General features: G+C 62.3%; 22 protein-coding genes. 21 read left to right on the top strand and 1 reads right to left on the bottom strand.

What is annotated here, in order from left to right; translation table 11 throughout:
- Nucleotides 1–77 precede the first annotated feature (77 nt).
- The 6 genes from DH08_RS08250 to tgt are packed head-to-tail and all read left to right on the top strand — an operon-like array spanning nt 78 to nt 4,041.
- Nucleotides 78–572 (top strand): peptidylprolyl isomerase, encoded by a 495-nt coding sequence (locus tag DH08_RS08250; RefSeq protein ID WP_246800749.1) that lies wholly within the window; start codon nt 78–80, stop codon nt 570–572.
- Nucleotides 573–599: 27 nt separating this feature from the next.
- Nucleotides 600–1,112: a peptidylprolyl isomerase gene (locus DH08_RS08245; protein WP_192178848.1), complete on the top strand. Its 513-nt coding sequence runs from the start codon at nt 600–602 to the stop codon at nt 1,110–1,112.
- A 9-nt stretch (nt 1,113–1,121) separates the two neighbouring features.
- Nucleotides 1,122–1,571, top strand: a complete 450-nt coding sequence (locus tag DH08_RS08240; RefSeq protein WP_192178847.1) for a DMT family transporter — start codon at nt 1,122–1,124, stop codon at nt 1,569–1,571.
- Nucleotides 1,571–2,659, top strand: a complete 1,089-nt coding sequence (gene queA, locus DH08_RS08235) for a tRNA preQ1(34) S-adenosylmethionine ribosyltransferase-isomerase QueA (protein WP_192178846.1) — start codon at nt 1,571–1,573, stop codon at nt 2,657–2,659. Before DH08_RS08240 ends, queA begins: the two co-directional genes overlap by 1 nt.
- Nucleotides 2,649–2,918: a hypothetical protein gene (locus DH08_RS08230; protein ID WP_192178845.1), complete on the top strand. Its 270-nt coding sequence runs from the start codon at nt 2,649–2,651 to the stop codon at nt 2,916–2,918. The genes queA and DH08_RS08230 overlap by 11 nt, the downstream gene beginning before the upstream one ends.
- Nucleotides 2,911–4,041 carry a tRNA guanosine(34) transglycosylase Tgt gene (gene tgt / locus DH08_RS08225; RefSeq protein ID WP_192178844.1) on the top strand — a complete coding sequence of 377 codons (1,131 nt, stop codon included), beginning with the start codon at nt 2,911–2,913 and terminating at the stop codon, nt 4,039–4,041. The genes DH08_RS08230 and tgt overlap by 8 nt, the downstream gene beginning before the upstream one ends.
- A 6-nt stretch (nt 4,042–4,047) precedes the next feature.
- On the opposite strand, the gene DH08_RS08220 is transcribed toward tgt, so the two are convergent.
- Nucleotides 4,048–4,467 (bottom strand): DUF4864 domain-containing protein, encoded by a 420-nt coding sequence (locus tag DH08_RS08220; protein ID WP_192178843.1) that lies wholly within the window; start codon nt 4,465–4,467, stop codon nt 4,048–4,050.
- A gap of 208 nt (nt 4,468–4,675) precedes the next feature.
- Between DH08_RS08220 and DH08_RS08215 the strand changes: the two genes are divergently transcribed.
- The 15 genes from DH08_RS08215 to glpK all read left to right on the top strand — a co-directional run bounded on the left by DH08_RS08215 (nt 4,676) and on the right by glpK (nt 20,984).
- On the top strand, nt 4,676–4,912 hold the full coding sequence (locus DH08_RS08215) for an Lrp/AsnC family transcriptional regulator (RefSeq protein WP_192178842.1): 237 nt from the start codon (nt 4,676–4,678) through the stop codon (nt 4,910–4,912).
- Nucleotides 4,913–5,081: 169 nt separating this feature from the next.
- Nucleotides 5,082–6,494: a circularly permuted type 2 ATP-grasp protein gene (locus DH08_RS08210; protein ID WP_192178841.1), complete on the top strand. Its 1,413-nt coding sequence runs from the start codon at nt 5,082–5,084 to the stop codon at nt 6,492–6,494.
- Nucleotides 6,495–6,630: 136 nt separating this feature from the next.
- Nucleotides 6,631–7,572, top strand: a complete 942-nt coding sequence (locus DH08_RS08205) for an alpha-E domain-containing protein (protein WP_192178840.1) — start codon at nt 6,631–6,633, stop codon at nt 7,570–7,572.
- Between the two features lie 44 nt (nt 7,573–7,616).
- Nucleotides 7,617–8,411 carry a transglutaminase family protein gene (locus DH08_RS08200; protein WP_192178839.1) on the top strand — a complete coding sequence of 265 codons (795 nt, stop codon included), beginning with the start codon at nt 7,617–7,619 and terminating at the stop codon, nt 8,409–8,411.
- A gap of 30 nt (nt 8,412–8,441) precedes the next feature.
- A complete protein-coding gene (locus tag DH08_RS08195; RefSeq protein WP_192178838.1) occupies nt 8,442–9,173 on the top strand; it encodes a proteasome-type protease in 732 nt (243 codons plus the stop codon).
- A 105-nt stretch (nt 9,174–9,278) separates the two neighbouring features.
- Nucleotides 9,279–10,691: a pyridoxal phosphate-dependent decarboxylase family protein gene (locus DH08_RS08190; protein WP_192178837.1), complete on the top strand. Its 1,413-nt coding sequence runs from the start codon at nt 9,279–9,281 to the stop codon at nt 10,689–10,691.
- A gap of 125 nt (nt 10,692–10,816) precedes the next feature.
- Entirely contained in the window at nt 10,817–11,584 is a 768-nt protein-coding gene (locus tag DH08_RS08185) for a DeoR/GlpR family DNA-binding transcription regulator (protein ID WP_006202078.1), read from the top strand.
- A gap of 138 nt (nt 11,585–11,722) precedes the next feature.
- Nucleotides 11,723–13,249, top strand: coding sequence for a glycerol-3-phosphate dehydrogenase (gene glpD, locus DH08_RS08180; RefSeq protein WP_192178836.1), 1,527 nt, complete (start codon nt 11,723–11,725; stop codon nt 13,247–13,249).
- Between the two features lie 39 nt (nt 13,250–13,288).
- Nucleotides 13,289–14,368, top strand: coding sequence for an ABC transporter ATP-binding protein (locus DH08_RS08175; RefSeq protein WP_192178835.1), 1,080 nt, complete (start codon nt 13,289–13,291; stop codon nt 14,366–14,368).
- Between the two features lie 11 nt (nt 14,369–14,379).
- Complete coding sequence (locus tag DH08_RS08170; RefSeq protein ID WP_192178834.1) at nt 14,380–15,447, top strand: ABC transporter ATP-binding protein; 1,068 nt, start codon at nt 14,380–14,382, stop codon at nt 15,445–15,447.
- Nucleotides 15,448–16,314, top strand: a complete 867-nt coding sequence (locus tag DH08_RS08165) for a carbohydrate ABC transporter permease (protein WP_192178833.1) — start codon at nt 15,448–15,450, stop codon at nt 16,312–16,314. It begins immediately after the preceding gene.
- A 3-nt stretch (nt 16,315–16,317) separates the two neighbouring features.
- Nucleotides 16,318–17,241, top strand: a complete 924-nt coding sequence (locus tag DH08_RS08160) for a carbohydrate ABC transporter permease (protein ID WP_192178832.1) — start codon at nt 16,318–16,320, stop codon at nt 17,239–17,241.
- Nucleotides 17,242–17,308: 67 nt separating this feature from the next.
- Nucleotides 17,309–17,590, top strand: coding sequence for a DUF2160 domain-containing protein (locus tag DH08_RS08155; protein ID WP_192178831.1), 282 nt, complete (start codon nt 17,309–17,311; stop codon nt 17,588–17,590).
- A gap of 78 nt (nt 17,591–17,668) precedes the next feature.
- Nucleotides 17,669–19,393, top strand: coding sequence for an ABC transporter substrate-binding protein (locus tag DH08_RS08150; RefSeq protein WP_192178830.1), 1,725 nt, complete (start codon nt 17,669–17,671; stop codon nt 19,391–19,393).
- A gap of 97 nt (nt 19,394–19,490) precedes the next feature.
- Entirely contained in the window at nt 19,491–20,984 is a 1,494-nt protein-coding gene (glpK, locus tag DH08_RS08145; protein ID WP_192178829.1) for a glycerol kinase GlpK, read from the top strand.
- Nucleotides 20,985–21,044 lie beyond the last annotated feature (60 nt).

The following is a 21,044-nucleotide window of genomic DNA, read 5'->3' as shown; positions in this document are numbered from 1 at the left end:
TCGCCTCGTTCCTCGTCGTGCTCGCCGGTCTTGTGACCGCATCCGTTTCGGCCTTCGCCGCCGATGCGGAAAATACGATGATCATCACGCTGAAGGACGGCGACGTCACCATCGCGCTGCGTCCCGACCTCGCACCCAAGCATGTCGCGCAGATCAAGAAGTTGGTGCGCGAAGGCGCCTACGACAATGTCGCCTTCCATCGTGTCATCGACGGCTTCATGGCGCAGACCGGCGACGTCAAGTTCGGCAACATGAAGAAGGGCTTCAACTCCCAGGCTGTCGGCACCGGCGGTTCCGATCTTCCTGACTTGCCGGCCGAGTTCTCGCAGAGCGAACACTACAAGCGCGGCGTGGTCGGCATGGCCCGCTCGCAGGATCCGAATTCGGCCAACTCGCAGTTCTTCATCATGTTCGCGCCGGCGCCGCCGCTCGATGGCCAGTACACCATCGTCGGCAATGTCGTCAGCGGCATGGAACTGGTCGACAACATCAAGAAGGGCGACGAGGCCGACAACGGTGCGGTCACCGACCCCGACCGGATGATCAAAGTGCGCATTGCCGCCGACAAATAAATATGTTTTTTCAAAAGGATATCTGACATGGCTGAGATCAAGGACCGCGAGAACGCGCTCATCATGGAAACGACCAAGGGCCAGGTCGTCATCGAACTTTTGCCCGATCTGGCGCCCGGACACGTCGCCCGCATCAAGGAACTGACACGCGAAGGCGCCTATGACGGCGTGGTCTTCCACCGCGTCATCGACGGCTTCATGGCGCAGACCGGCGACGTCAAGTTCGGCAATTCCTCGAAGCCGACTTTTGCGCCGTCCCGCGCCGGCATGGGCGGCTCCGACAAGCCGGACCTGAAGGCCGAGTTCTCCAACGCCAACCATGCCCGCGGCACCTGCTCGATGGCCCGGGCCCAGAACCCGAATTCGGCCAACTCGCAGTTCTTCATCTGCTTCGACGACGCCGCCTTCCTCAACCGTCAGTACACGGTCTGGGGCCAGGTCATCGAAGGCATGGACAATGTCGACAAGATCAAGCGCGGCGAGCCGGTGCAGGAACCCGACAAGATCGTGTCGCTGAAGGTTGCGGCCGACGTCAAGTAAGGCAGGACGATGATGGGCGCTGTCTGGTCCTTGCTCGGCATCCTGTCCGGCGCCTTCATCGCCGTACAGGCGCCCATCAATTCGCAGTTGGCGCGCGGCCTGGGTCTCCCGGTTGCCGCGGCCGCATTCTCCTTCCTGTCCGTCGCCATCGTGCTCGGCATTATCGCCGTCGCGGTGGTGAAGCTGCAGGGCATCTCGCTCGACTGGAAGGCGCCGGCGCCTTGGTTGTTCGTTGCCGGCGGCATGCTTGGCGGCTTCTACGTCACGCTTTCGACCATTCTGACGCCGCGCATCGGCGCCGCCGCCCTGATGGCGTTCCTGGTCGCCGGGCAGTTGCTGGCCGGCATGCTCATCGACCGCGCCGGCTTCCTTGGCGTCGCCGTGCGCGAGATTTCGCTCGGCCGTGTCGCCGGTGCGGTTCTGCTGCTGGCCGGAGCGCTGCTTATCCGGCTTTACTGATGCGCGTCGATCTCTTCGATTTTGAATTGCCGGAGGAGCGTATCGCGCTGCGACCAGCCGAGCCGCGCGACAGCGCGCGCATGCTGGTGGTCAGGCCCGTCGAGGGGCTTAATGACCGGACGGTGCGCGACCTGCCATCGTTTCTCGAAGCCGGCGACGTGCTGGTCTTCAACGACACCAAGGTCATTCCGGCGCAGCTGAAAGGCATCAGGCGGCGCGGCGAAGCGCAGGCGCAGGTCGAGGCCACGCTGCACATGCGGGTGGCGCCGGACCGCTGGCGGGCCTTCATGCGGCCGGGCAAGCGCATCGCTGCCGGCGACCGCATCCATTTCGGCCATGACGGCAATTCCTGCTTCCTCGGCCAGCTCGACGCCACGGTGATCGAGAAGGGCGAGGCCGGCGAGGTGCTGCTCGGCTTCGATCTTTCCGGCGCTTTCCTCGACGAGGCGCTGCACGCCGTCGGCCATATCCCGCTGCCGCCCTATATCGCCTCCAAGCGCGACGACGACGAGCGCGACCGCAGCGACTACCAGACCATCTATGCCAGGGAGGAGGGCGCGGTCGCCGCACCCACCGCCGGCCTGCATTTCACGCCGGAGCTGTTTGCAGCACTCGATGCCAAAGGCATCGAACGCCGCTTCGTCACCTTGCATGTCGGCGCCGGCACCTTCCTGCCGGTCAAGGCCGAAGACACCGCCGACCACAAGATGCATGCCGAGACCGGCTCGGTCGGCCACGAGACCGCCGAGGCGCTCAACGCGGCGAAGGCGAGGGGCGGACGCATCATCGCCGTCGGCACGACCTCGCTGCGCCTGCTGGAGAGTGCTGCGCGCGCGGATGGCACGCTCGTCGCATGGTCCGGCCCGACCGACATCTTCATCACCCCCGGCTACCGCTTCAGGACCGCCGACATGCTGATGACCAATTTCCATCTGCCGCGCTCGACGCTGTTCATGCTGGTTTCGGCCTTCTCCGGCCTCGAAACGATGCGCGCAGCCTATGCGCATGCCATCGAGAGCCGTTACAGATTCTACTCCTACGGAGATGCGAGCCTGCTTTACCGAGCGGAGACGAGCGATGGACGATGATCTCGATGGAATGGACCGCGACGCCCTGATCGCGGAAGTGAAGAAATTGCGCGCCGGCATTCGCCAGCATCGCGATGCCACCGGCCATGACCTCTGTTGGCATCATCCGGATCTGTGGGATCTTTTGCCGGAAAAGACCGAACCGGCGATTGCCGTGCCGCCCTGGCCAAAATTCATGCGCGGCTGCATCCGCTACCGGCAGTCGCTGGACAAACAGGCACCCGGCGCGCCGATGCACGACAAGGAATTCAATGGCTGAGGCTTTCTCCTTCAACGTGCTGGCGGCGGACGGCAAGGCGCGGTGCGGCGTGATCGATATGCCGCGCGGCGAGATCCGCACGCCGGCCTTCATGCCGGTCGGCACCGGCGGCACCGTCAAGACCATGTATATGGACCAGGTGCGCGACCTCGGCGCCGACATCATCCTGGGCAATACCTATCACCTGATGCTGCGGCCCGGCGCCGAGCGCGTGGCGCGGCTCGGCGGCCTGCATGAATTTGCCCGCTGGCCGCATCCGATCCTGACCGACAGCGGCGGTTTTCAGGTGATGTCGCTGTCGAAGCTCAGGAAGCTCACCGAAAAAGGCGTCACCTTCCGCTCGCATATCGACGGCGCCGCCTATGAGATGTCGCCCGAACGTTCGATCGAGATCCAGGGGCTGCTCGATTCCGACATCCAGATGCAGCTCGACGAATGCACGGCGCTGCCGGCCAAGGAGAAGGAGATCGAGCGCGCCATGGAACTGTCGCTACGCTGGGCCGATCGCTGCAAGACGGCGTTCGGCGACCAGCCGGGCAAGGCGATGTTCGGCATCGTCCAGGGAGGTGACGTGCCCTCGCTCAGGGTGCGCTCGGCGCAAGCGCTGAAGGCGATGGAGCTGAAGGGCTATGCCGTCGGCGGCCTGGCCGTGGGTGAGCCGCAAGCGGTGATGCTCGACATGCTCGACATCACCTGCGCCGAACTGCCTAAAGACAAGCCGCGCTATCTGATGGGCGTCGGCACGCCGGACGACATATTGAAATCGGTGGCGCGCGGCATCGACATGTTCGATTGCGTGATGCCGACCCGCGCCGGCCGCCACGGCCTCGCCTATACCAGGCGCGGCAAGGTCAATCTGCGCAATGCCCGCCATGCCGACGATCCGCGCCCGCTCGACGAGGAGAGCGATTGCCCGGCCGCGCGCGACTACTCACGCGCCTATCTGCATCATCTGGTGCGCTCGCAGGAGGCGCTGGGTGCGATGCTGCTGACCTGGAACAATCTATCCTACTACCAGAAGCTGATGCAGGACATTCGCGCCGCGATCGAAGCCGGCGCCTTCGAAGCGCGCGCGACGGAGATTTCCGAAGGCTGGGCGCGGGGCGATATTCCGACGATGTGACCGGGCTCAGGTGCTGACTGAGGTCGACGCGCGCAGGCTGCAGCCGGTGATCTGGAAGCTGCCGTCCGGCTGCTGCTCCAGCGTATAGACCGCCTCGTAGTCCTTGCCGTCCGGCCCGACGATCAGCACTTGCTGGACGATCGAGGTCGGACCCGTCTGCTGCACCTTGCCGAAGGAATAGTTCAGTGGCTGGCGCACCGGCGCGTAGCCATTGGTCACCATGTTCATGAAGGTGTCGACGGTCGGGAATATCCGCTTCACATTCGGCGCAGCGTAGCTGTAGGCGGTGGCGCCGTCATTGGCGATGAAGGCTTTCAGTTGGCTGTCGATGACCGTCTGCGCCGCCTTGATCTCGGCATCGCCGGCAAACGCCGAAGACACTAGAAGGAACGGAACGACTGCGAATGCCAGTAAGGTGCGGCGCATGGCCTGCCTCCGGTGTCCCCAGGGAAATCGCTGTTCGAAGACGACACACTATACCATACGCATTGCAGCGCTCCGTGGTTTCAACAAGGGCGGAACAATCGCAACGATACGCCAGCGGCGGCAGCCTGAGCGCCCAAATGCTTGAAAGCCGGGCGGCAGTCTGCCACAAGGGCCGCTTATTCGCGCAGAGACTAAGCAGGACCGGGCAATGAAGGCGTTTTTCGTGCAGATAAAGTGCGACCTGGGCAAGGCCTATGAGGTTGCCAGCGCGCTCGCCGATGCCGAGATCGCCTCGGAAATCTATTCGACCGCCGGCAATTACGATCTGCTCGCCAAATTCTACGTCGAGGACGAAGAGGACATCGGCCACTTCGTCAACGAGAAGGTGCAGATTCTGCCCGGAATCAAGGACACGTTCACCGTCGTTACCTTCCGGGCCTTCTGACCGAATCGAGGCTTGCCCGGGCGCAAGGCAGAGCCTGACCCGGCCCTGTCGGCGCTGCCTTAATCTTAGGCAGTTCTGACATACTGACCGCCGGCGTGCCCCAAATCACCGATTGCGCTTGATTTTCTCCGGCGACGCCAGTGAAATGGCGTCACAGGGGAGTATGCGATTGGCAGCGTTCGACGAAATGCTTCCGGAAGTTTCCGGATTGAGAAAACCGTATTCGGCTTACGACCGCTGGCTGAAGGAGCAGGATCCGGCCAGACTTACCGAGAAAATGCAGGATGCCGAGCGCGTCTTCCGCAAAACCGGCATCACCTTCGCCGTCTACGGCGAACAGGAAGCCTCCGAGCGGCTGATCCCCTTCGACATCGTTCCGCGCATCATCTCGGGCAATGAATGGCGCCGGCTGACGCAAGGCATCGAGCAGCGCGTGCAAGCGCTCAACGCTTTCCTCGACGATATCTATCACCGCCAGGAAATCCTGCGCGCCGGCCGAGTGCCCCGGGAGTTGGTGGCCAAGAACGAGGCCTTCCTGCCGGAAATGATCGGGGTCAGGCCGCCGGCCGGCGTCTACACCCACATTATCGGCGTCGACATCGTCCGCATCTCAGAGAACGAATTCTACGTGCTGGAGGACAATGCCCGCACGCCCTCCGGCGTCTCCTACATGCTGGAAAACCGCGAGACGATGATGCAGCTCTTCCCCGAGCTGTTCCAGCAGATCAAGGTGCGGCCGGTGGAAAACTATCCGCAGCTGCTGCGCCAGTCGCTGGCGGCGGTGCGACCGCAGAGCACCAAGGGCACCCCGACCATCGCCGTGCTGACGCCCGGCAGCTACAACTCCGCCTATTTCGAACACGCCTTCCTGGCCGACCAGATGGGCGTGCAATTGGTCGAAGGGCAGGATCTGCGCGTCGTCGACGGCCATGTCGCGATGCGCACGACCGAAGGCTACAAGCAGATCGACGTGCTCTACCGCAGGGTTGACGATTCTTTCCTCGACCCGCTGACTTTCCGTCCCGACTCGGCCCTTGGCGTGCCCGGCATCATGGATGTCTACCGCGCCGGCAACATCACCATCGCCAATGCGCCGGGGACCGGCATCGCCGACGACAAGGCGATCTATTCCTACATGCCCGAGATCGTCGAATTCTATACCGGCCGCAAGGCGATCCTCGGCAACATCCCGACCTGGCGCTGTTCGGAGGCGGACAGCCTGAAATATGTGCTCGAGCACATCCACGAACTGGTGATCAAGGAAGTGCACGGCTCCGGCGGCTACGGCATGCTGGTCGGACCGGCGGCGACCAAGAGGGAATGCCAGGATTTCGCCAAGAAACTCCAGGCCAAGCCGTCTAACTACATCGCCCAGCCGACGCTGGCGTTGTCGACCTGCCCGATCCTGACCGAAAAGGGCCTGTCGCCGCGCCATGTCGACCTCAGGCCCTATGTGCTGGTCTCCGACCGCATCCAGATCGTGCCCGGCGGATTGACGCGTGTGGCGCTGAAGGAAGGTTCGCTGGTCGTGAATTCCTCGCAAGGTGGCGGGACGAAGGATACGTGGGTGCTGGATGATTGAGATGAGTGAGTAGAAATAGTGAGTAGTCAGTAGGCAGTAGTAGAGGGACAGCGCAATGCCATATTCCATCGATATTCAAGCACATACTATTCACTATTCACTATTCACTACTCACTAGCCCGAAGGGCCTCTCCCCATGCTTCTCGGCCGCACCGCCAACGGGCTCTACTGGATGAACCGCTACATCGAGCGGGCGGAAAACATGGCCCGCCTGGTCGATGCCGGCCTGCGCATGGCGCTGACGCGCACCCAGAATGCCTCGGAAGAGTGGAATTCGGTGCTGCTCAGTGCCGGCGCGGACGTTGCCTTCACTCAAAAATACCAGGACTACACGGCAGCCAATGTCGCCGATTTCCTTTTGCGCGACACTTCGAACCCGTCGAGCACGATGTCGGCGATCGAGACGGCGCGCAACAATGCCCGCATGGTGCGCACGGCGCTGACCCGCGAAACCTGGGAAAGCATCAACGAAGCCTGGATGTCGCTGAAGCGCATGCTGGCGAGACCCATCGACGAACGCGACCTGCCAAGTGTTCTCGATGCGATCAAGCGCGAGACGGCGCTGATCCGCGGCTCGTTCTACGGCACCATGCTGCGCAACGAGATCTTCGATTTCTCGCAGCTCGGCACCTATGTCGAACGCGCCGACAACACGGCGCGCATCCTCGACGTGAAATACTACGTGCTGCTGCCGTCGATCTCCTGGGTCGGCTCGACGCTCGACAATTATCAATGGGAATCGATCCTGCGTTCGGTCTCGGCGCACCGCTCCTATCGCTGGGTCTACGAAGCCGACTACAAGCCGACCAACATCGCCGACTATCTGATCCTCAATGTCCGCATGCCGCGCTCGCTGACCTTCTGCTACCGCTTCCTCGCCGAACATCTGAAATTCCTCGGCGACGACTATGGCGAACGCCATGCCTGCCATGCGACCGCCGACAAGACCCAGGCCATGCTGAGGGCGGGCTCCATCAAGGATATATTCGACGCCGGCCTGCATGAATTCCTGGCCAATTTCATTCGCGACAACACCAGGCTCGGCGACGAGATCGCGCAGGATTACAAATTCTACTGAGCACGATCCCGCAAGATCATGCTCGCAAATGGAAAATGACGCCCATGCGGCTGAAGATCACCCACCGGACCGAATACAGCTACGACGCGCCGGTTCAGTATCTGCTGCAGCGCCTGCGCTTGCTTCCGCTCAGCGGGCACACGCAGACCGTGCTGTCGTGGGAACTGAGGATCGACGGCGCGCGCGAGGAAGTGCGCTTCACCGACCATTTCGGCAATGACACGCGGCTGCTGAGCGTCGAGGGCGAGCAGCATGCCATCACCATCGAAGCGTCGGGCGAAGTGGTGACGCGCGACACCACGGGCGTTTCGGGACCGCATCAGGGTTTTGCGCCGCTCTGGCTGTTTGGCCAGGAGACGACGTTGACCGCTATTGGCGAAGGCATTCGCGAACTTGCCGCCTCAGTGGGCAAGGGCACCGACATCGAGCGATTGCACAGGCTGATGGCCATCATCGGCGAGCGCGTCGCCTACAAGCCCGGGACCACCAATGTCATGACGCCGGCCGAGGACGCGCTGGCGCTCAAAACCGGTGTCTGCCAGGACCACAGCCATATCTTCACCGCTGCCGCGCGTGCCATGGGTTTTCCGGCCCGCTATATCAGCGGCTATCTGATGATGGACGCGATGGTCCAGCAGGCGGCCAGCCATGCTTGGGCCGAAGCGCATGTCCAAGGCCTGGGTTGGGTCGCCTTCGATGCCGCCAACGGTATTTCTCCCGACGAGCGCTATGTGAGAGTGGCAACCGGCCGGGATTATCGCGATGCCTCGCCGGTTTCTGGGATCAGGCTGGGACAAGCGCAAGAACAGCTTGCCGTCACCGTCACGGTAGAGCAGTAATTCCAACGGAATCGCTGCTAAAGAGAATCGATGACCTATTGCGTCGGCCTGAAGATTGATCGCGGACTCGTGTTCATGTCGGACACCCGCACCAATGCCGGCATGGATTCGATCTCGACCTTCAAGAAAATGCATGTCTGGGAGGAGTCGGGCGAGCGCGTCATCGTGCTGATGTCGGCCGGCAACCTGGCGACGACGCAGGCCGTCGTCAGCCTGCTCGACGAGCGCACCAAGGCGGTGGCGGATCGCCACGCGACGCTCTTGGAAACGCCGTCCATGTACCAGACGGTGCGGCTGGTTGGCGACACGGTCAAGGAAGTCATCGCCCATTCCTCGCCGGCAGGCGAGAAGGCGGATTCCTATTTCAATGCCTCCTTCATCCTCGGCGGCCAGATCAAGGGCAGCGCGCCGCGCCTGTTCATGATCTATCCAGAAGGCAATTTCATCGAATCGACTGACGACACGCCGTTCTTCCAGATCGGCGAGACCAAGTACGGCAAGCCGATCATCATCCGCGCCTATGAAAAGACGATGAGCCTGGCCGAGACCGTCAAGCTGCTATTGGTCTCGTTCGATTCGACGCTGAAGTCGAACCTGTCGGTCGGTCTGCCGCTTGACCTGCTGTTCTACGAGAAGGACGCCTTCAAGATCAGCCTGAAGAAGCGGATTGGCCAGGACGATCAATATTACCGCACCATATCGGATGGGTGGTCGAGCGCGCTGAAAGCGGCCTTTGCCAGCCTGCCTGACTTTCCCGGGTAGGGCGCTTTCGGCCTTACGGCTGGGTTGCATTATATTTAACGTGTTAATTAAAGCGGCGGAAGATGCTGGTTGGGAGCCGGCCATGATGCGTTTCGGGAGGATGCGATGAACAACGATGAATTCCGTGCGTGGTCGAGGCGCGCCGCCGATTGGGGCGCCGACTATCGCGACACATTGCGCGAAAGGCCGGTTCGGCCGGCGCTTTCGCCAGGTGCCATTTTCCGCAGCATCGAAGCCTCGCCGCCGGAAACGGCGGAGCCGATGGACAGGATCTTTGCCGATTTTGAGCAGAAGATCGTACCCGGCATGACGCATTGGCAGCATCCGCGCTTCTTCGCCTATTTCCCGGCCAATGCGGCGCCTGTCTCGGTGGTGGCCGAATATCTGGTCTCGGCGCTGGCCGCGCAATGCATGCTGTGGCAGACCTCGCCGGCAGCGACCGAACTCGAGACGCGCACCGTCGACTGGATGCGCCAGGCACTCGGCCTGCCTGACGGGTTCTCCGGTGTCATCCAGGACTCGGCCTCATCGGCAACGCTGGCGGCCGTGCTGACCATGCGGGAGCGGGCGCTCGACTGGCAGGGCAACAAACAAGGTCTGGCCGGGCAGGCAAGGGTGCGCGTCTATTCCTCCGACCAGGTCCATACCTCGATCGACCGCGCGATCTGGGTTGCCGGCATCGGCGAGGAGAACCTTGTCCGCATTCCTGTTGCCGGCCGGTTTCGCGCCATGGACACGGCAGCACTTGAATCGGCCATCATCGCCGACCGCAAGGCCGGTATGCTGCCTGCGGGCATCATCGCCAGCGTTGGCGGTACCAGCACCGGCGGCACCGACGACATTGCCGCCGTCGCCGCGGTTGCCAAGCGGCACGGGCTTTATTTGCATGTCGACGCCGCCTGGGCCGGATCGGCGATGATCTGCCCGGAATACCGGCATTTCTGGAGCGGCGTCGAAGAGGCGGATTCCGTTGTCTTCAACCCGCACAAATGGCTGGGCGCGCAATTCGACTGCTCGGTCCAGTTCATTCGTCAGCCCGAGGACCTGGTCCGCACGCTGGCGATCAAACCCGAGTTCCTGAAGACCCATGGCCATGACGGTATCATCAACTATTCCGAATGGACCGTACCGCTCGGCCGGCGCTTCCGGGCGCTGAAACTCTGGTTCCTGTTGCGCGCCCATGGGCTGGAAGGACTGCGCACCATGATCCGCAACCATGTCACCTGGAGCGAGGGCCTCGCCGCGCGCTTGGCAAGGGAGGCGGATTTCGAGATCGTCACCGAACCGATGCTGTCGCTGTTTTCGTTCCGGCATCGGGCAGCGGCGGGCGCCGATTCCGACGAGCACAATCTTAGCCTGGTCAACGCCATCAATGATGATGGCCGCATCTATCTCACTCAGACACGCGTGGATGGACGCGTCGCGATTCGCTTCCAGGCTGGCCAGTTCGAGGCGACGGCGGCCGATGTCGATGCGGCATTCGACGTCGTGACGGAAATTGCGCGCGGGCTTGCTTGAAGCGACGCCGGCAGCCGCGCGCGGGTTTGCCTTTGCAATCGGATCATGTTCATTAGCCGGCTTATGCCTTTTCATCGCTTTCGTTTTCAGGTATAGACAAGAAAAACGAAAACGGGAGGCTTTTGATGTATCTGTCGCCGCGCCACGCCGAAATCATCCAGATGGCCAAGGACCAGGGCCGCGTCCTGGTCGACGATCTGGCGACGCATTTCAACGTGACGCCGCAGACCATCCGCAAGGACCTCAACGATCTCTGCGATCAGCGGCTGCTTTCGCGCATCCATGGCGGCGCGCTTTTCCCGTCCGGCATCGAGAATATGGAGTATGAGGCGCGGCGCAAGATCGCTGCCGACGAGAAGGAGGCGATCGGCCGTGCGGCGGCCAGGCTGATCCCCGACAATGCCTCGCTGTTCATCAACATCGGCACCACGACCGAGTCGGTCAGCAAGGCGCTTTTGGACCACAACGGCCTCATGGTCATCACCAATAACATAAATGTTGCCAATAGGATGCGCGTGTATCCTTCGATCGAGGTGGTGATTGCCGGCGGTGTCGTTCGCGGCTCCGACGGCGGCGTGGTCGGTGAGGCGGCGGTCGATTTCATCCGGCAGTTCAAGGTCGACTACGCGGTCATCGGCGCCTCGGCCATCGACCATGACGGCGCGTTGCTCGATTTCGATTTTCGCGAAGTGAAAGTAGCGCAAGCTATCATCGCCAATGCCAGGCACGTCATCCTGGTCTCCGACCAGACCAAGTTCGAACGCACCGCGCCCGTTCGCATCGGTCATCTGTCGCAGGTCAATACCTTCATCACCGACCGTTGCGACATCCCTTCGGTACGCAAAATCTGCCAGGAGGCGGAGGTTCAGTTGATCGAGACGGCGCTCGGCTAGGCGGCTTTTGGGGCCGCATCACAGGCCTCTCACATGTCTGTGATATTTCGTTTGACATTCGTTCCTATTTCGAAATAATCCCGCAACGGTTTCGCAATAGACCAAAAATGCTGCAATGCGAAATCGCTGGAGGACTTCTTGGACGCATCTCCGATCCATGACATTTTCGTCATCGGCGGCGGCATCAACGGCTGCGGCATCGCCCGCGACGCTGCCGGGCGTGGCTTTTCGGTTTTTCTGGCCGAGATGAACGATCTGGCCAGCGGAACGTCGTCCGGCTCGACCAAGCTGATCCATGGCGGCCTGCGCTATCTCGAATTCTATGAGTTCCGCCTGGTGCGCGAAGCGCTGATGGAGCGCGAGGTGCTCTGGAAGAACGCGCCGCACATCATCTGGCCGATGCGTTTCGTGCTGCCTTACGCCAAGGGCCTGCGTCCGGCCTGGCTGATCCGGCTCGGCCTGTTCCTCTACGACCATATTGGCGGGCGCAAATTGCTGCCGGCGACGAAGACGCTGGACATGGCGAAGGACCCGGCTGGCAAGCCGCTGAAGCCGCTGTTTCGCAAGGCTTTCGAATATTCCGACGGCTGGGTCAACGATGCCAGGCTGGTGGCGCTTAACGCACGCGATGCCGCCGACCGCGGCGCAACCATCCGAACCCGAACGAAGGTGGTCAGCGCACGCCGCGAGGGCGATCTCTGGGCGATAAGGCTGGAAGACGTCCACACCGGGCAGGCCGAAGAGGTCAAGGCGCGGCTTCTGGTCAATGCCGCCGGCCCTTGGGTCGACCAGGTGCTGTCGGCGACGGTCGGCCTGAACGACGTGCACAATGTGCGCCTGGTGCAGGGCAGCCACATCGTCATCAACAAGAAGTTCGACGATCCGCGCGCCTACTTCTTCCAGAACAAGGATGGCCGCATCATTTTCGCCATCCCCTATGAGGAAGAATTCACACTGATCGGCACCACCGACCGGGATTATCCGGGCGATCCGCACGAGGTGAAGATCAGCGATACCGAGATCGACTATCTGTGCGCGGCAGCGAGCGAATATTTCGCGCAAGGCGTCAAGCGTTCGGACATCGTCTGGACCTATTCCGCCGTGCGCCCGCTCTATGACGACGGCGCCTCGAAGGCACAGGAAGCGACCCGCGACTATGTGCTGAAGGCCGACGGCGGCGAGGGCGCGGCGCCGATCGTCAACGCCTTTGGCGGCAAGATCACCACCTATCGCCGGCTGTCGGAATCGATGCTGGAAAAGATCGAGGCTTTCCTCGGCAAGCGCGGCAAGCCGTGGACCGCCAACGCTCCGTTACCCGGCGGCGATTTCCCGGCCACCGGTTTCGACGTCGAAGTGGCGAAGCTGAAGACCGCCTATCCGTTTCTCGATGCGCGCCTGGCCCGACGGCTGACCCGCCTCTACGGCACCCGCGCTCGCACGCTGCTCGGCCTCGCCAGGTCGAATGCCGATCTCGGCCGGAATTTCGGCGCCGATCTCTACGAGGCCGAGGTGCGCTATCTCGTTCAAAACGAGTGGGCGATGACAGCGGAAGATGTATTGTGGCGCCGGACCAAGCGCGGCCTGCAGTTGAGCCGCGAGCAGGCGGGTGCACTGGACGAATTCATGCGCGGAATAAGCCGGCGCCATGTCGCGGCGGCAGAATAAGGATGGCTGGCTGATGCAGAAAGCCTGGGAGGAGGCATCATGCTGGAACTGAGAAACGTCACCAAGACGGTCGGCGCCGCGGAGCATGTCCGTGACGTGTCGCTGACGCTTCAGCACGGCTCGCTCAACGTGCTGCTTGGACCGACACTGTCCGGCAAGACCAGCCTGATGCGGCTGATGGCGGGCCTCGACGTGCCGACCTCGGGCTCGGTCTGGTTCGACGGCAAGGACGTCACCGGAATGCCGGTGCAGAAGCGCAACGTCGCCATGGTCTACCAGCAGTTCATCAACTACCCGGCGATGACCGTCTACGAGAACATAGCCTCGCCGTTGCGCGTCGCCGGAACCGACCAGGCAAAGATCGACAAGGAAGTGCGCAACGCAGCAGCACTTCTGAAGCTGACGCCCTATCTCGACCGCACGCCGCTCAGCCTGTCCGGCGGCCAGCAGCAGCGCACGGCTCTTGCCCGCGCCATCGTCAAGAATGCCAGCCTGGTGCTGCTCGACGAGCCGCTCGCCAATCTCGACTACAAGCTGCGCGAGGAACTGCGCGCCGAACTGCCGAAGATCTTCGCCGCCGCCGGCACCATCTTCGTCTACGCCACGACGGAGCCGCATGAAGCGCTTCTGCTCGGCGGCAACACGGCGACGCTTTCGCAGGGCCGCATCACCCAGTTCGGGCCGACCATCGATGTGTTCCGCAAGCCGGTCGACCTGGTGACGGCAAAGACCTTCGCCGACCCGCCGCTCAACACCATCGTGCTGGCCAAGAAAGGCCCGGATTTCCTGCTCGAGGGCGGCGTCAAATTGCCGGTGCCGGCCGATCTCGCCGGCATTGCCGATGCCAACTATACGATCGGCTTCCAGCCGCACCACCTGTCGCTCGAGCGGCCAAACGTAGCCGCCGTGCCGGTGCGGGCAAAGGTCACCATCACCGAGATCACCGGCTCGGAGAGCTTCATCCATCTCGACTTTGCCGACGCGCGCTGGGTCATGCTGACCCACGGCATCCGCGATTTCGAACCCGACGCAGAGGTCGAGGTGTTCATCGATCCGCGCCACATCATGGTCTTCGACGAGCACGGCCGCGCCGTGGCCGCGCCGAAGCTGGCGGCATAGAGAGGCAAGCGATGGCGCGCATCGACGTCAACCATATCAGGCACTCCTATCTGCCGAACCCGCAGAAGGACGCCGATTTCGCCCTGAAGGAAGTGCACCACACTTTCGAGGATGGCGGCGCCTATGCGCTGCTCGGCCCGTCGGGCTGCGGCAAGACCACGCTGCTCAACATCATTTCGGGATTGTTGCACCCCTCGCACGGTCAGCTGCTGTTCAACGGCAAGGATGTGACCCGGCTGTCGACGCAGGAGCGCAACATCGCCCAGGTGTTCCAGTTCCCGGTCATCTACGACACCATGACCGTCTACGACAATCTGGCCTTCCCGCTGCGCAACCGCGGCGTGCCGGAGGCCGACGTCGATCGCAAGGTGCGCGAGACGCTCGACATGATCGACCTCGCGGAACTGGCGAAGAAGAAGGCGCGCGGGCTGACCGCCGACCAGAAGCAGAAGATCTCGCTCGGCCGTGGCCTGGTGCGCTCGGACGTCAACGCCATCCTTTTCGACGAGCCGCTGACCGTCATCGATCCACATATGAAGTGGGTGCTGCGCTCGCAGCTGAAGCAGCTCCATCGTCGCTTCGGCTACACCATGGTCTATGTCACGCACGACCAGACCGAGGCTCTGACCTTCGCCGATCGGGTCGTCGTCATGTATGACGGCGAGATCGTCCAGATCGGCACGCCGGCCGAACTGTTCGAGCGACCGCGCCACACCTTCGTCGGTTACTTCATCGGCTCGCCCGGCATGAACGTCATGCCGGTGGCGATAGACGGCAAGACCGCGACGATCGGCAGCCAGCGCATCGAACTGCCGGGCGTGCCCAAGGCGGGAGCAGGAGCCATCGAACTCGGCATCCGCCCCGAATATGTCAGGCTCGGCCGCGATGGCATGTCCGTCAAGATCAGCAAGGTCGAGGATGTCGGCCGCCACAAGGTGGTCCGCGCCAATCTTGAAGGCCGCGAGATCGCTGCGGTCATCGGCGAGGACGAGACGGTGCCGGCCGAACCAAAGGTGCGGTTCGACCCGGCCGGCATCAACATCTATGCCGATTCCTGGCGCGTCGAGATGGGGGCATAGATGGAAAAGACCTGGAACAACAAGGCCTGGTTCATGGTGCTGCCGGTGCTTCTGCTGGTGGCGTTCTCGGCGGTGATCCCCCTGATGACGGTGGTCAACTATTCGGTACAGGACACGTTCGGAAACAACGTCTTCTTCTGGAATGGCTCGGACTGGTACACCGAAATCCTTGGGTCGGATCGTTTCTGGCTGTCGATGGTCCGCAACCTGATCTTCTCCGCAATCATCCTCGTCATCGAGATCCCGCTCGGCATCTTCATCGCTCTCAACATGCCCAAGAAAGGCTGGGGCGTGCCGGTCTGCCTGGTGTTGATGGCCCTGCCGCTGCTCATCCCGTGGAACGTCGTCGGCACGATCTGGCAGGTGTTCGGCCGCATCGACATCGGCCTGCTTGGCTACACACTGTCGTCGCTCGGGATCGACTACAACTATGTCAACGACCCCACCGACGCCTGGGTGACGGTCATCCTGATGGACGTATGGCACTGGACGAGTCTCGTCGTTCTGCTCTGCTACGCCGGCCTCGTCTCCATACCGGATGCCTATTATCAAGCCGCCAAGATCGATGGCGCGTCGCGCTGGGCGATCTTCCGCTACATCCAATTGCCGAAAATGAACCGCGTGCTTCTGATTGCCGTGCTTCTGCGCTTCATGGACAGTTTCATGATCTATACCGAGCCCTTCGTCGTCACCGGCGGTGGTCCCGGCAATTCGACGACATTCATGTCGATTGACCTGGTTAAGATTGCCATCGGCCAGTTCGACCTCGGGCCGGCAGCCGCCATGTCGATCATCTACTTCCTGATCGTCCTGCTGCTGTCATGGGTGTTTTACACCGTCATGACCAGCGTCGATGCGGAGCACTGAGAGATGAGCGGCGCCAACGAAAGAACGACGAGGCAGGACCGAGTGAGTGAGACGACGGTTTCGGACGGGCTCGCCAGCACCCTGTCGCAGGACCAGATCGCGCGGCTGATGCGGCGGCGCGGCGAAGAATCCCGGTTCTGGTGGCTTGTGCCGACGATCTACATCATCGTTCTGATGTTGCCGATCTACTGGCTGGTCAATATGAGCTTCAAGACCAATCAGGAGATCCTGGGCGCCTTTTCGCTGTGGCCGAAGAACCCGACCATCGCCAACTACATGGTGATCTTCACCGACCCTTCCTGGTACAGGGGCTACATCAATTCGATCATCTATGTCGTCATGAACATGGTGATCTCGGTTTCGGTGGCGCTGCCTGCGGCCTACGCCTTCTCGCGCTACCGGTTCCTCGGCGACAAGCACCTCTTCTTCTGGCTCCTGACCAACCGCATGGCGCCGCCGGCGGTGTTCGCGCTGCCGTTCTTCCAGCTCTATTCGGCCTTCGGCCTGATCGACACCCATATCGCCGTGGCGCTGGCGCACTGCCTGTTCAACGTGCCGCTGGCGGTCTGGATCCTCGAAGGTTTCATGTCCGGCGTTCCGAAGGAGATCGACGAGACGGCCTATATCGACGGCTATTCCTTTCCGCGCTTCTTCCTGAAGATATTCATGCCGCTGATCGCCAGCGGCATCGGCGTGGCCTGCTTCTTCTGCTTCATGTTCTCATGGGTTGAGCTGCTGATCGCACGTACCTTGACGACGACCGCCGCAAAGCCGATCGCGGCGATCATGACGCGAACGGTCTCGGCCTCGGGCCTCGACTGGGGCGTGCTCGCCGCCGCCGGCGTGCTCACCATCCTTCCAGGCGCGCTCGTGATCTGGTTCGTCCGCAACTACATCGCCAAGGGCTTTGCCCTGGGGAGGGTATGATGAAACGAACGCAAGAGTTCGTGCGCAACACCATCGCCAAGGGCTTTGCCCTGGGGAGGGTTTGACCATGAATCTGACCTGGATGGCATGGACGCTACCGACGGCGCTGTTTTTCATCACGATCCTGGTGCTGCTGTGCGGCATGGCGGTCTGGGAATACGCCTCGCCGGGCGGCAATCCCCGTATCGGTGTCCTGCGCTTCGAGACGACGCGCGGCGATCGCCTCTTTGTTTCGCTGCTCGGCAGCGCCTTTATCCATCTCGCTTGGCTGGGTCTTGTCGGACCCAACCTGTGGTGGGCTCTCGCTCTCTCCGTGGTCTACGCCGTCGGCGTGTTCCGCTACGTATAGAGGGGGAAACTGTTGGAGCGGACGCGTGCCAGCGACCGCTCCAGATCGCACTTGAAACCTGAAAAGTGGAGGAAACTAATGCGAAGGCAATTTTTAACATCAACGACTGCGCTTGTCCTGCTCTGGGGAGCAGGCCAGGCCTACGCCGGAATGGATGAAGCCAAGACCTTCCTCGATACCGAAATCAAGGACTTGTCGACGCTCGATCGCGGCGCCCAGGAAGCCGAGATGCAATGGTTCATCGATGCCGCGAAGCCGTTCGCCGGCATGGACATCAAGGTCGTCTCCGAGCCAATCGCCACCCACGACTACGAAGCGAAAGTGCTCGCCCCGGCCTTTACCGCCATCACCGGAATCAAGATCACGCATGATGAGATCGGCGAGGGCGACGTCATTGAGAAACTGCAGACGCAGATGCAGTCGGGCGAGAACGTCTACGACGCCTATGTCAACGACTCCGACCTGATCGGCACCCATTGGCGCTACCAGCAGGCGCGCAGCCTGACCAAGTGGATGGCCAACGAGGGCAAGGACGTCACCAACCCGAACCTCGATCTCGCCGACTTCATCGGCACCAAGTTCACCACCGCTCCGGACGGCGACCTCTACCAGCTGCCCGACCAGCAGTTCGCGAACCTCTACTGGTTCCGCTACGACTGGTTCAATGACGAGAAGAACAAGGCCGATTTCAAGGCCAAGTACGGCTACGACCTCGGCGTTCCCGTCAACTGGTCGGCCTATGAGGACATCGCCGAATTCTTCACCGGCCGCGAGATCGACGGCAAGAAGGTCTATGGCCACATGGACTACGGCAAGAAGGATCCGTCGCTCGGCTGGCGGTTCACTGATGCCTGGCTATCCATGGCCGGCAATGGCGACAAGGGCCTGCCGAACGGTCTTCCGGTCGACGAATGGGGCATCAAGGTCAACGAGAAATCGCAGCCGGTCGGCTCCTGCGTCGCGCGCGGCGGCGACACGAATGGCCCTGCGTCTGTCTACTCTATCCAGAAATATCTCGACTGGATGAAGGCCTATGCGCCGCCGGAAGCCCAGGGCATGACCTTCAGCGAATCCGGCCCCGTCCCGTCGCAGGGCATGGTCGCACAGCAGATGTTCACCTACACCGCCTTCACAGCTTCATTCGTCAAGGATGGCCTGCCGGTGGTGAACGCGGACGGCACGCCGAAATGGCGCTTTGCCCCGTCGCCGCATGGCGTCTACTGGAAGGACGGCATGAAGCTCGGCTATCAGGACGTGGGTTCCTGGACGCTGCTCAAGTCCACCCCTGACGATCGCGCCAAGGCCGCCTGGCTTTACGCTCAGTTCGTGACGTCGAAGACAGTGGACGTGAAGAAAAGCCACGTCGGCCTGACGCTGATCCGCGAAAGCACGGTCCAGCACAAGAGCTTCACGGACCGCGCTCCGAAGCTCGGCGGCCTGATCGAGTTCTACCGCTCGCCGGCCCGCGTGCAGTGGTCGCCGACCGGCACCAACATACCCGACTATCCGAAGCTCGCCCAGCTTTGGTGGCAGGCGATCGGCGACGCGGCATCCGGGGCCAAGACGCCGCAGGAAGCAATGGACTCGCTCTGCGCCGAGCAGGAGAAGGTACTGGAACGCCTGGAAAAGGCAGGCATCCAGGGCGACATCGGTCCGAAGATGGCCGAAGAGCATGACCTCGCCTACTGGAACGCCGACGCGGTCAAGAACGGCCATCTCGCGCCTCAGCTCAAGATCGAGAACGAGAAGGAAAAGCCGGTCACCATCAACTACGACGAACTGGTGAAGAGCTGGCAGAAGTAGTTTTGGTGCTGGCGTACGCGCCGGCATCGCATAGATCGGGGGAGGCGGCATCTTGCCGTCTCCCCTGTTTGTGTAAAAGACTACCCCGGGAGGGACAATGACCGGATACATCCTTGCGATCGACCAAGGGACGACTTCGACCAGGGCGATCCTGTTCAACGACAAGATGAAGGTTGCAGGCACGGGCCAGCAGGAATTCACCCAGCATTATCCGGCCTCCGGCTGGGTCGAGCACGACCCGGAGGATATCTGGGGAAGCGTCGTCGCCACGGTGAAGGCTGCGCTGAAGAATGCCGGCCGCGCAGCTTCTGATGTGGCCGCCATCGGCATCACCAACCAGCGCGAGACCGTCGTCATTTGGGATAGGGCGACCGGCAAGCCGATCCACAACGCGATCGTCTGGCAGGACCGGCGCACCGCTCCGCTGTGCCAGAAATTGAAGAAGCAGGGGCTGGAGAAGACATTCACCAAAAAGACCGGCCTGCTGCTCGATCCCTATTTTTCCGGCACCAAGATCGCCTGGATGCTGGACAAGGTGAAGGGCGCCAGGAAACGCGCCGAGAAGGGCGAGCTGCTCGCCGGCACCATCGACAGTTTCCTGATCTGGCGGCTGACCGGTGGCAAGGTCCATGCCACCGACGCCACCAACGCCTCGCGCACGCTGGTCTACAACATCGAGAAGAATGTCTGGGACGACGAGCTGCTGTCCATCCTGCGCATTCCGGCCGCGATGCTCCCGGAGATCAAGGATTGTGCCGATGACTATGGAGTCACGGAGAAAAACCTGTTTGGCGCCGAGATAAAAATTCTCGGCGTGGCCGGCGACCAGCATGCCGCGACCATCGGCCAGGCCTGTTTCGAGCCGGGCATGATGAAATCCACCTACGGCACCGGCTGCTTCGCGCTGCTCAACACCGGCGCCGACCTGGTGCGCTCGAAGAACCGGCTGTTGACGACCATCGCCTACCGCCTGAACGGCAAGACCACCTATGCGCTGGAAGGCTCGATCTTCATCGCCGGTGCAGCCGTGCAATGGCTGCGCGACGGCATCAAGGTGATCGGCAAGGCCGAGCACAGCGGCGCGCTGGCGGCAAGCGCCGATCCGACGCAGGATGTCTATCTGGTGCCGGCCTTCGTCGGCCTCGGCGCACCGCACTGGGACGCTGAAGCACGTGGCGCCATCTTCGGCCTGACCCGCAATTCAGGCCCGGCGGAGTTTGCCCGCGCGGCGCTGGAATCCGTCGCCTACCAGACGCGCGACCTGCTCGATGCCATGCGCAAGGACTGGAAGGGCGCTTCGGCCAAGACGGTGCTTCGTGTCGACGGCGGCATGGTGGCGTCCGACTGGACCATGCAGCGGCTGGCCGACATCCTCGATGCGCCGGTCGACCGTCCGACCATCCTGGAGACGACGGCGCTCGGTGCTGCCTGGCTCGCCGGTTCGAAGGCGGGGGTGTGGCCGAAGGCCAAGGGCTTCGCCAGGAGCTGGTCGCTCGAGCGGCGCTTCAAGCCGGACATGGAGGCCACTGTCCGCTCGGCCAAACTCGCTGGCTGGCGCAATGCGGTGCGCAGGACCTTGAGTACGCAGTAGTTCTGCCGGCAAAACGCAAGCCCGCACCGTCGCCGGCACGGGCTTCCATCAGCCTCCCGT

Source organism: Mesorhizobium amorphae (assembly GCF_014843845.1).
Classification (GTDB): Bacteria; Pseudomonadota; Alphaproteobacteria; order Rhizobiales; family Rhizobiaceae; genus Mesorhizobium; species Mesorhizobium amorphae_A.
Note: the sequence above shows the minus strand (reverse complement) of the source record. Positions and strands in the feature narration are given on the sequence as shown.

Bases quoted from the DNA above. Each gene is read 5' to 3' on its own strand.
- DH08_RS08250 (WP_246800749.1), top strand. From the start codon at position 78: ATGATCATCACGCTGAAGGACGGCGACGTCACCATCGCGCTGCGTCCC.
- DH08_RS08245 (WP_192178848.1), top strand. From the start codon at position 600: ATGGCTGAGATCAAGGACCGCGAGAACGCGCTCATCATGGAAACGACC.
- DH08_RS08240 (WP_192178847.1), top strand. From the start codon at position 1,122: ATGATGGGCGCTGTCTGGTCCTTGCTCGGCATCCTGTCCGGCGCCTTC.
- queA (WP_192178846.1), top strand. From the start codon at position 1,571: ATGCGCGTCGATCTCTTCGATTTTGAATTGCCGGAGGAGCGTATCGCG.
- DH08_RS08230 (WP_192178845.1), top strand. From the start codon at position 2,649: ATGGACGATGATCTCGATGGAATGGACCGCGACGCCCTGATCGCGGAA.
- tgt (WP_192178844.1), top strand. From the start codon at position 2,911: ATGGCTGAGGCTTTCTCCTTCAACGTGCTGGCGGCGGACGGCAAGGCG.
- DH08_RS08220 (WP_192178843.1), bottom strand. From the start codon at position 4,467: ATGCGCCGCACCTTACTGGCATTCGCAGTCGTTCCGTTCCTTCTAGTG.
- DH08_RS08215 (WP_192178842.1), top strand. From the start codon at position 4,676: ATGAAGGCGTTTTTCGTGCAGATAAAGTGCGACCTGGGCAAGGCCTAT.
- DH08_RS08205 (WP_192178840.1), top strand. From the start codon at position 6,631: ATGCTTCTCGGCCGCACCGCCAACGGGCTCTACTGGATGAACCGCTAC.
- DH08_RS08200 (WP_192178839.1), top strand. From the start codon at position 7,617: ATGCGGCTGAAGATCACCCACCGGACCGAATACAGCTACGACGCGCCG.
- DH08_RS08195 (WP_192178838.1), top strand. From the start codon at position 8,442: ATGACCTATTGCGTCGGCCTGAAGATTGATCGCGGACTCGTGTTCATG.
- DH08_RS08190 (WP_192178837.1), top strand. From the start codon at position 9,279: ATGAACAACGATGAATTCCGTGCGTGGTCGAGGCGCGCCGCCGATTGG.
- DH08_RS08185 (WP_006202078.1), top strand. From the start codon at position 10,817: ATGTATCTGTCGCCGCGCCACGCCGAAATCATCCAGATGGCCAAGGAC.
- DH08_RS08175 (WP_192178835.1), top strand. From the start codon at position 13,289: ATGCTGGAACTGAGAAACGTCACCAAGACGGTCGGCGCCGCGGAGCAT.
- DH08_RS08170 (WP_192178834.1), top strand. From the start codon at position 14,380: ATGGCGCGCATCGACGTCAACCATATCAGGCACTCCTATCTGCCGAAC.
- DH08_RS08165 (WP_192178833.1), top strand. From the start codon at position 15,448: ATGGAAAAGACCTGGAACAACAAGGCCTGGTTCATGGTGCTGCCGGTG.
- DH08_RS08160 (WP_192178832.1), top strand. From the start codon at position 16,318: ATGAGCGGCGCCAACGAAAGAACGACGAGGCAGGACCGAGTGAGTGAG.
- DH08_RS08155 (WP_192178831.1), top strand. From the start codon at position 17,309: ATGAATCTGACCTGGATGGCATGGACGCTACCGACGGCGCTGTTTTTC.
- DH08_RS08150 (WP_192178830.1), top strand. From the start codon at position 17,669: ATGCGAAGGCAATTTTTAACATCAACGACTGCGCTTGTCCTGCTCTGG.
- glpK (WP_192178829.1), top strand. From the start codon at position 19,491: ATGACCGGATACATCCTTGCGATCGACCAAGGGACGACTTCGACCAGG.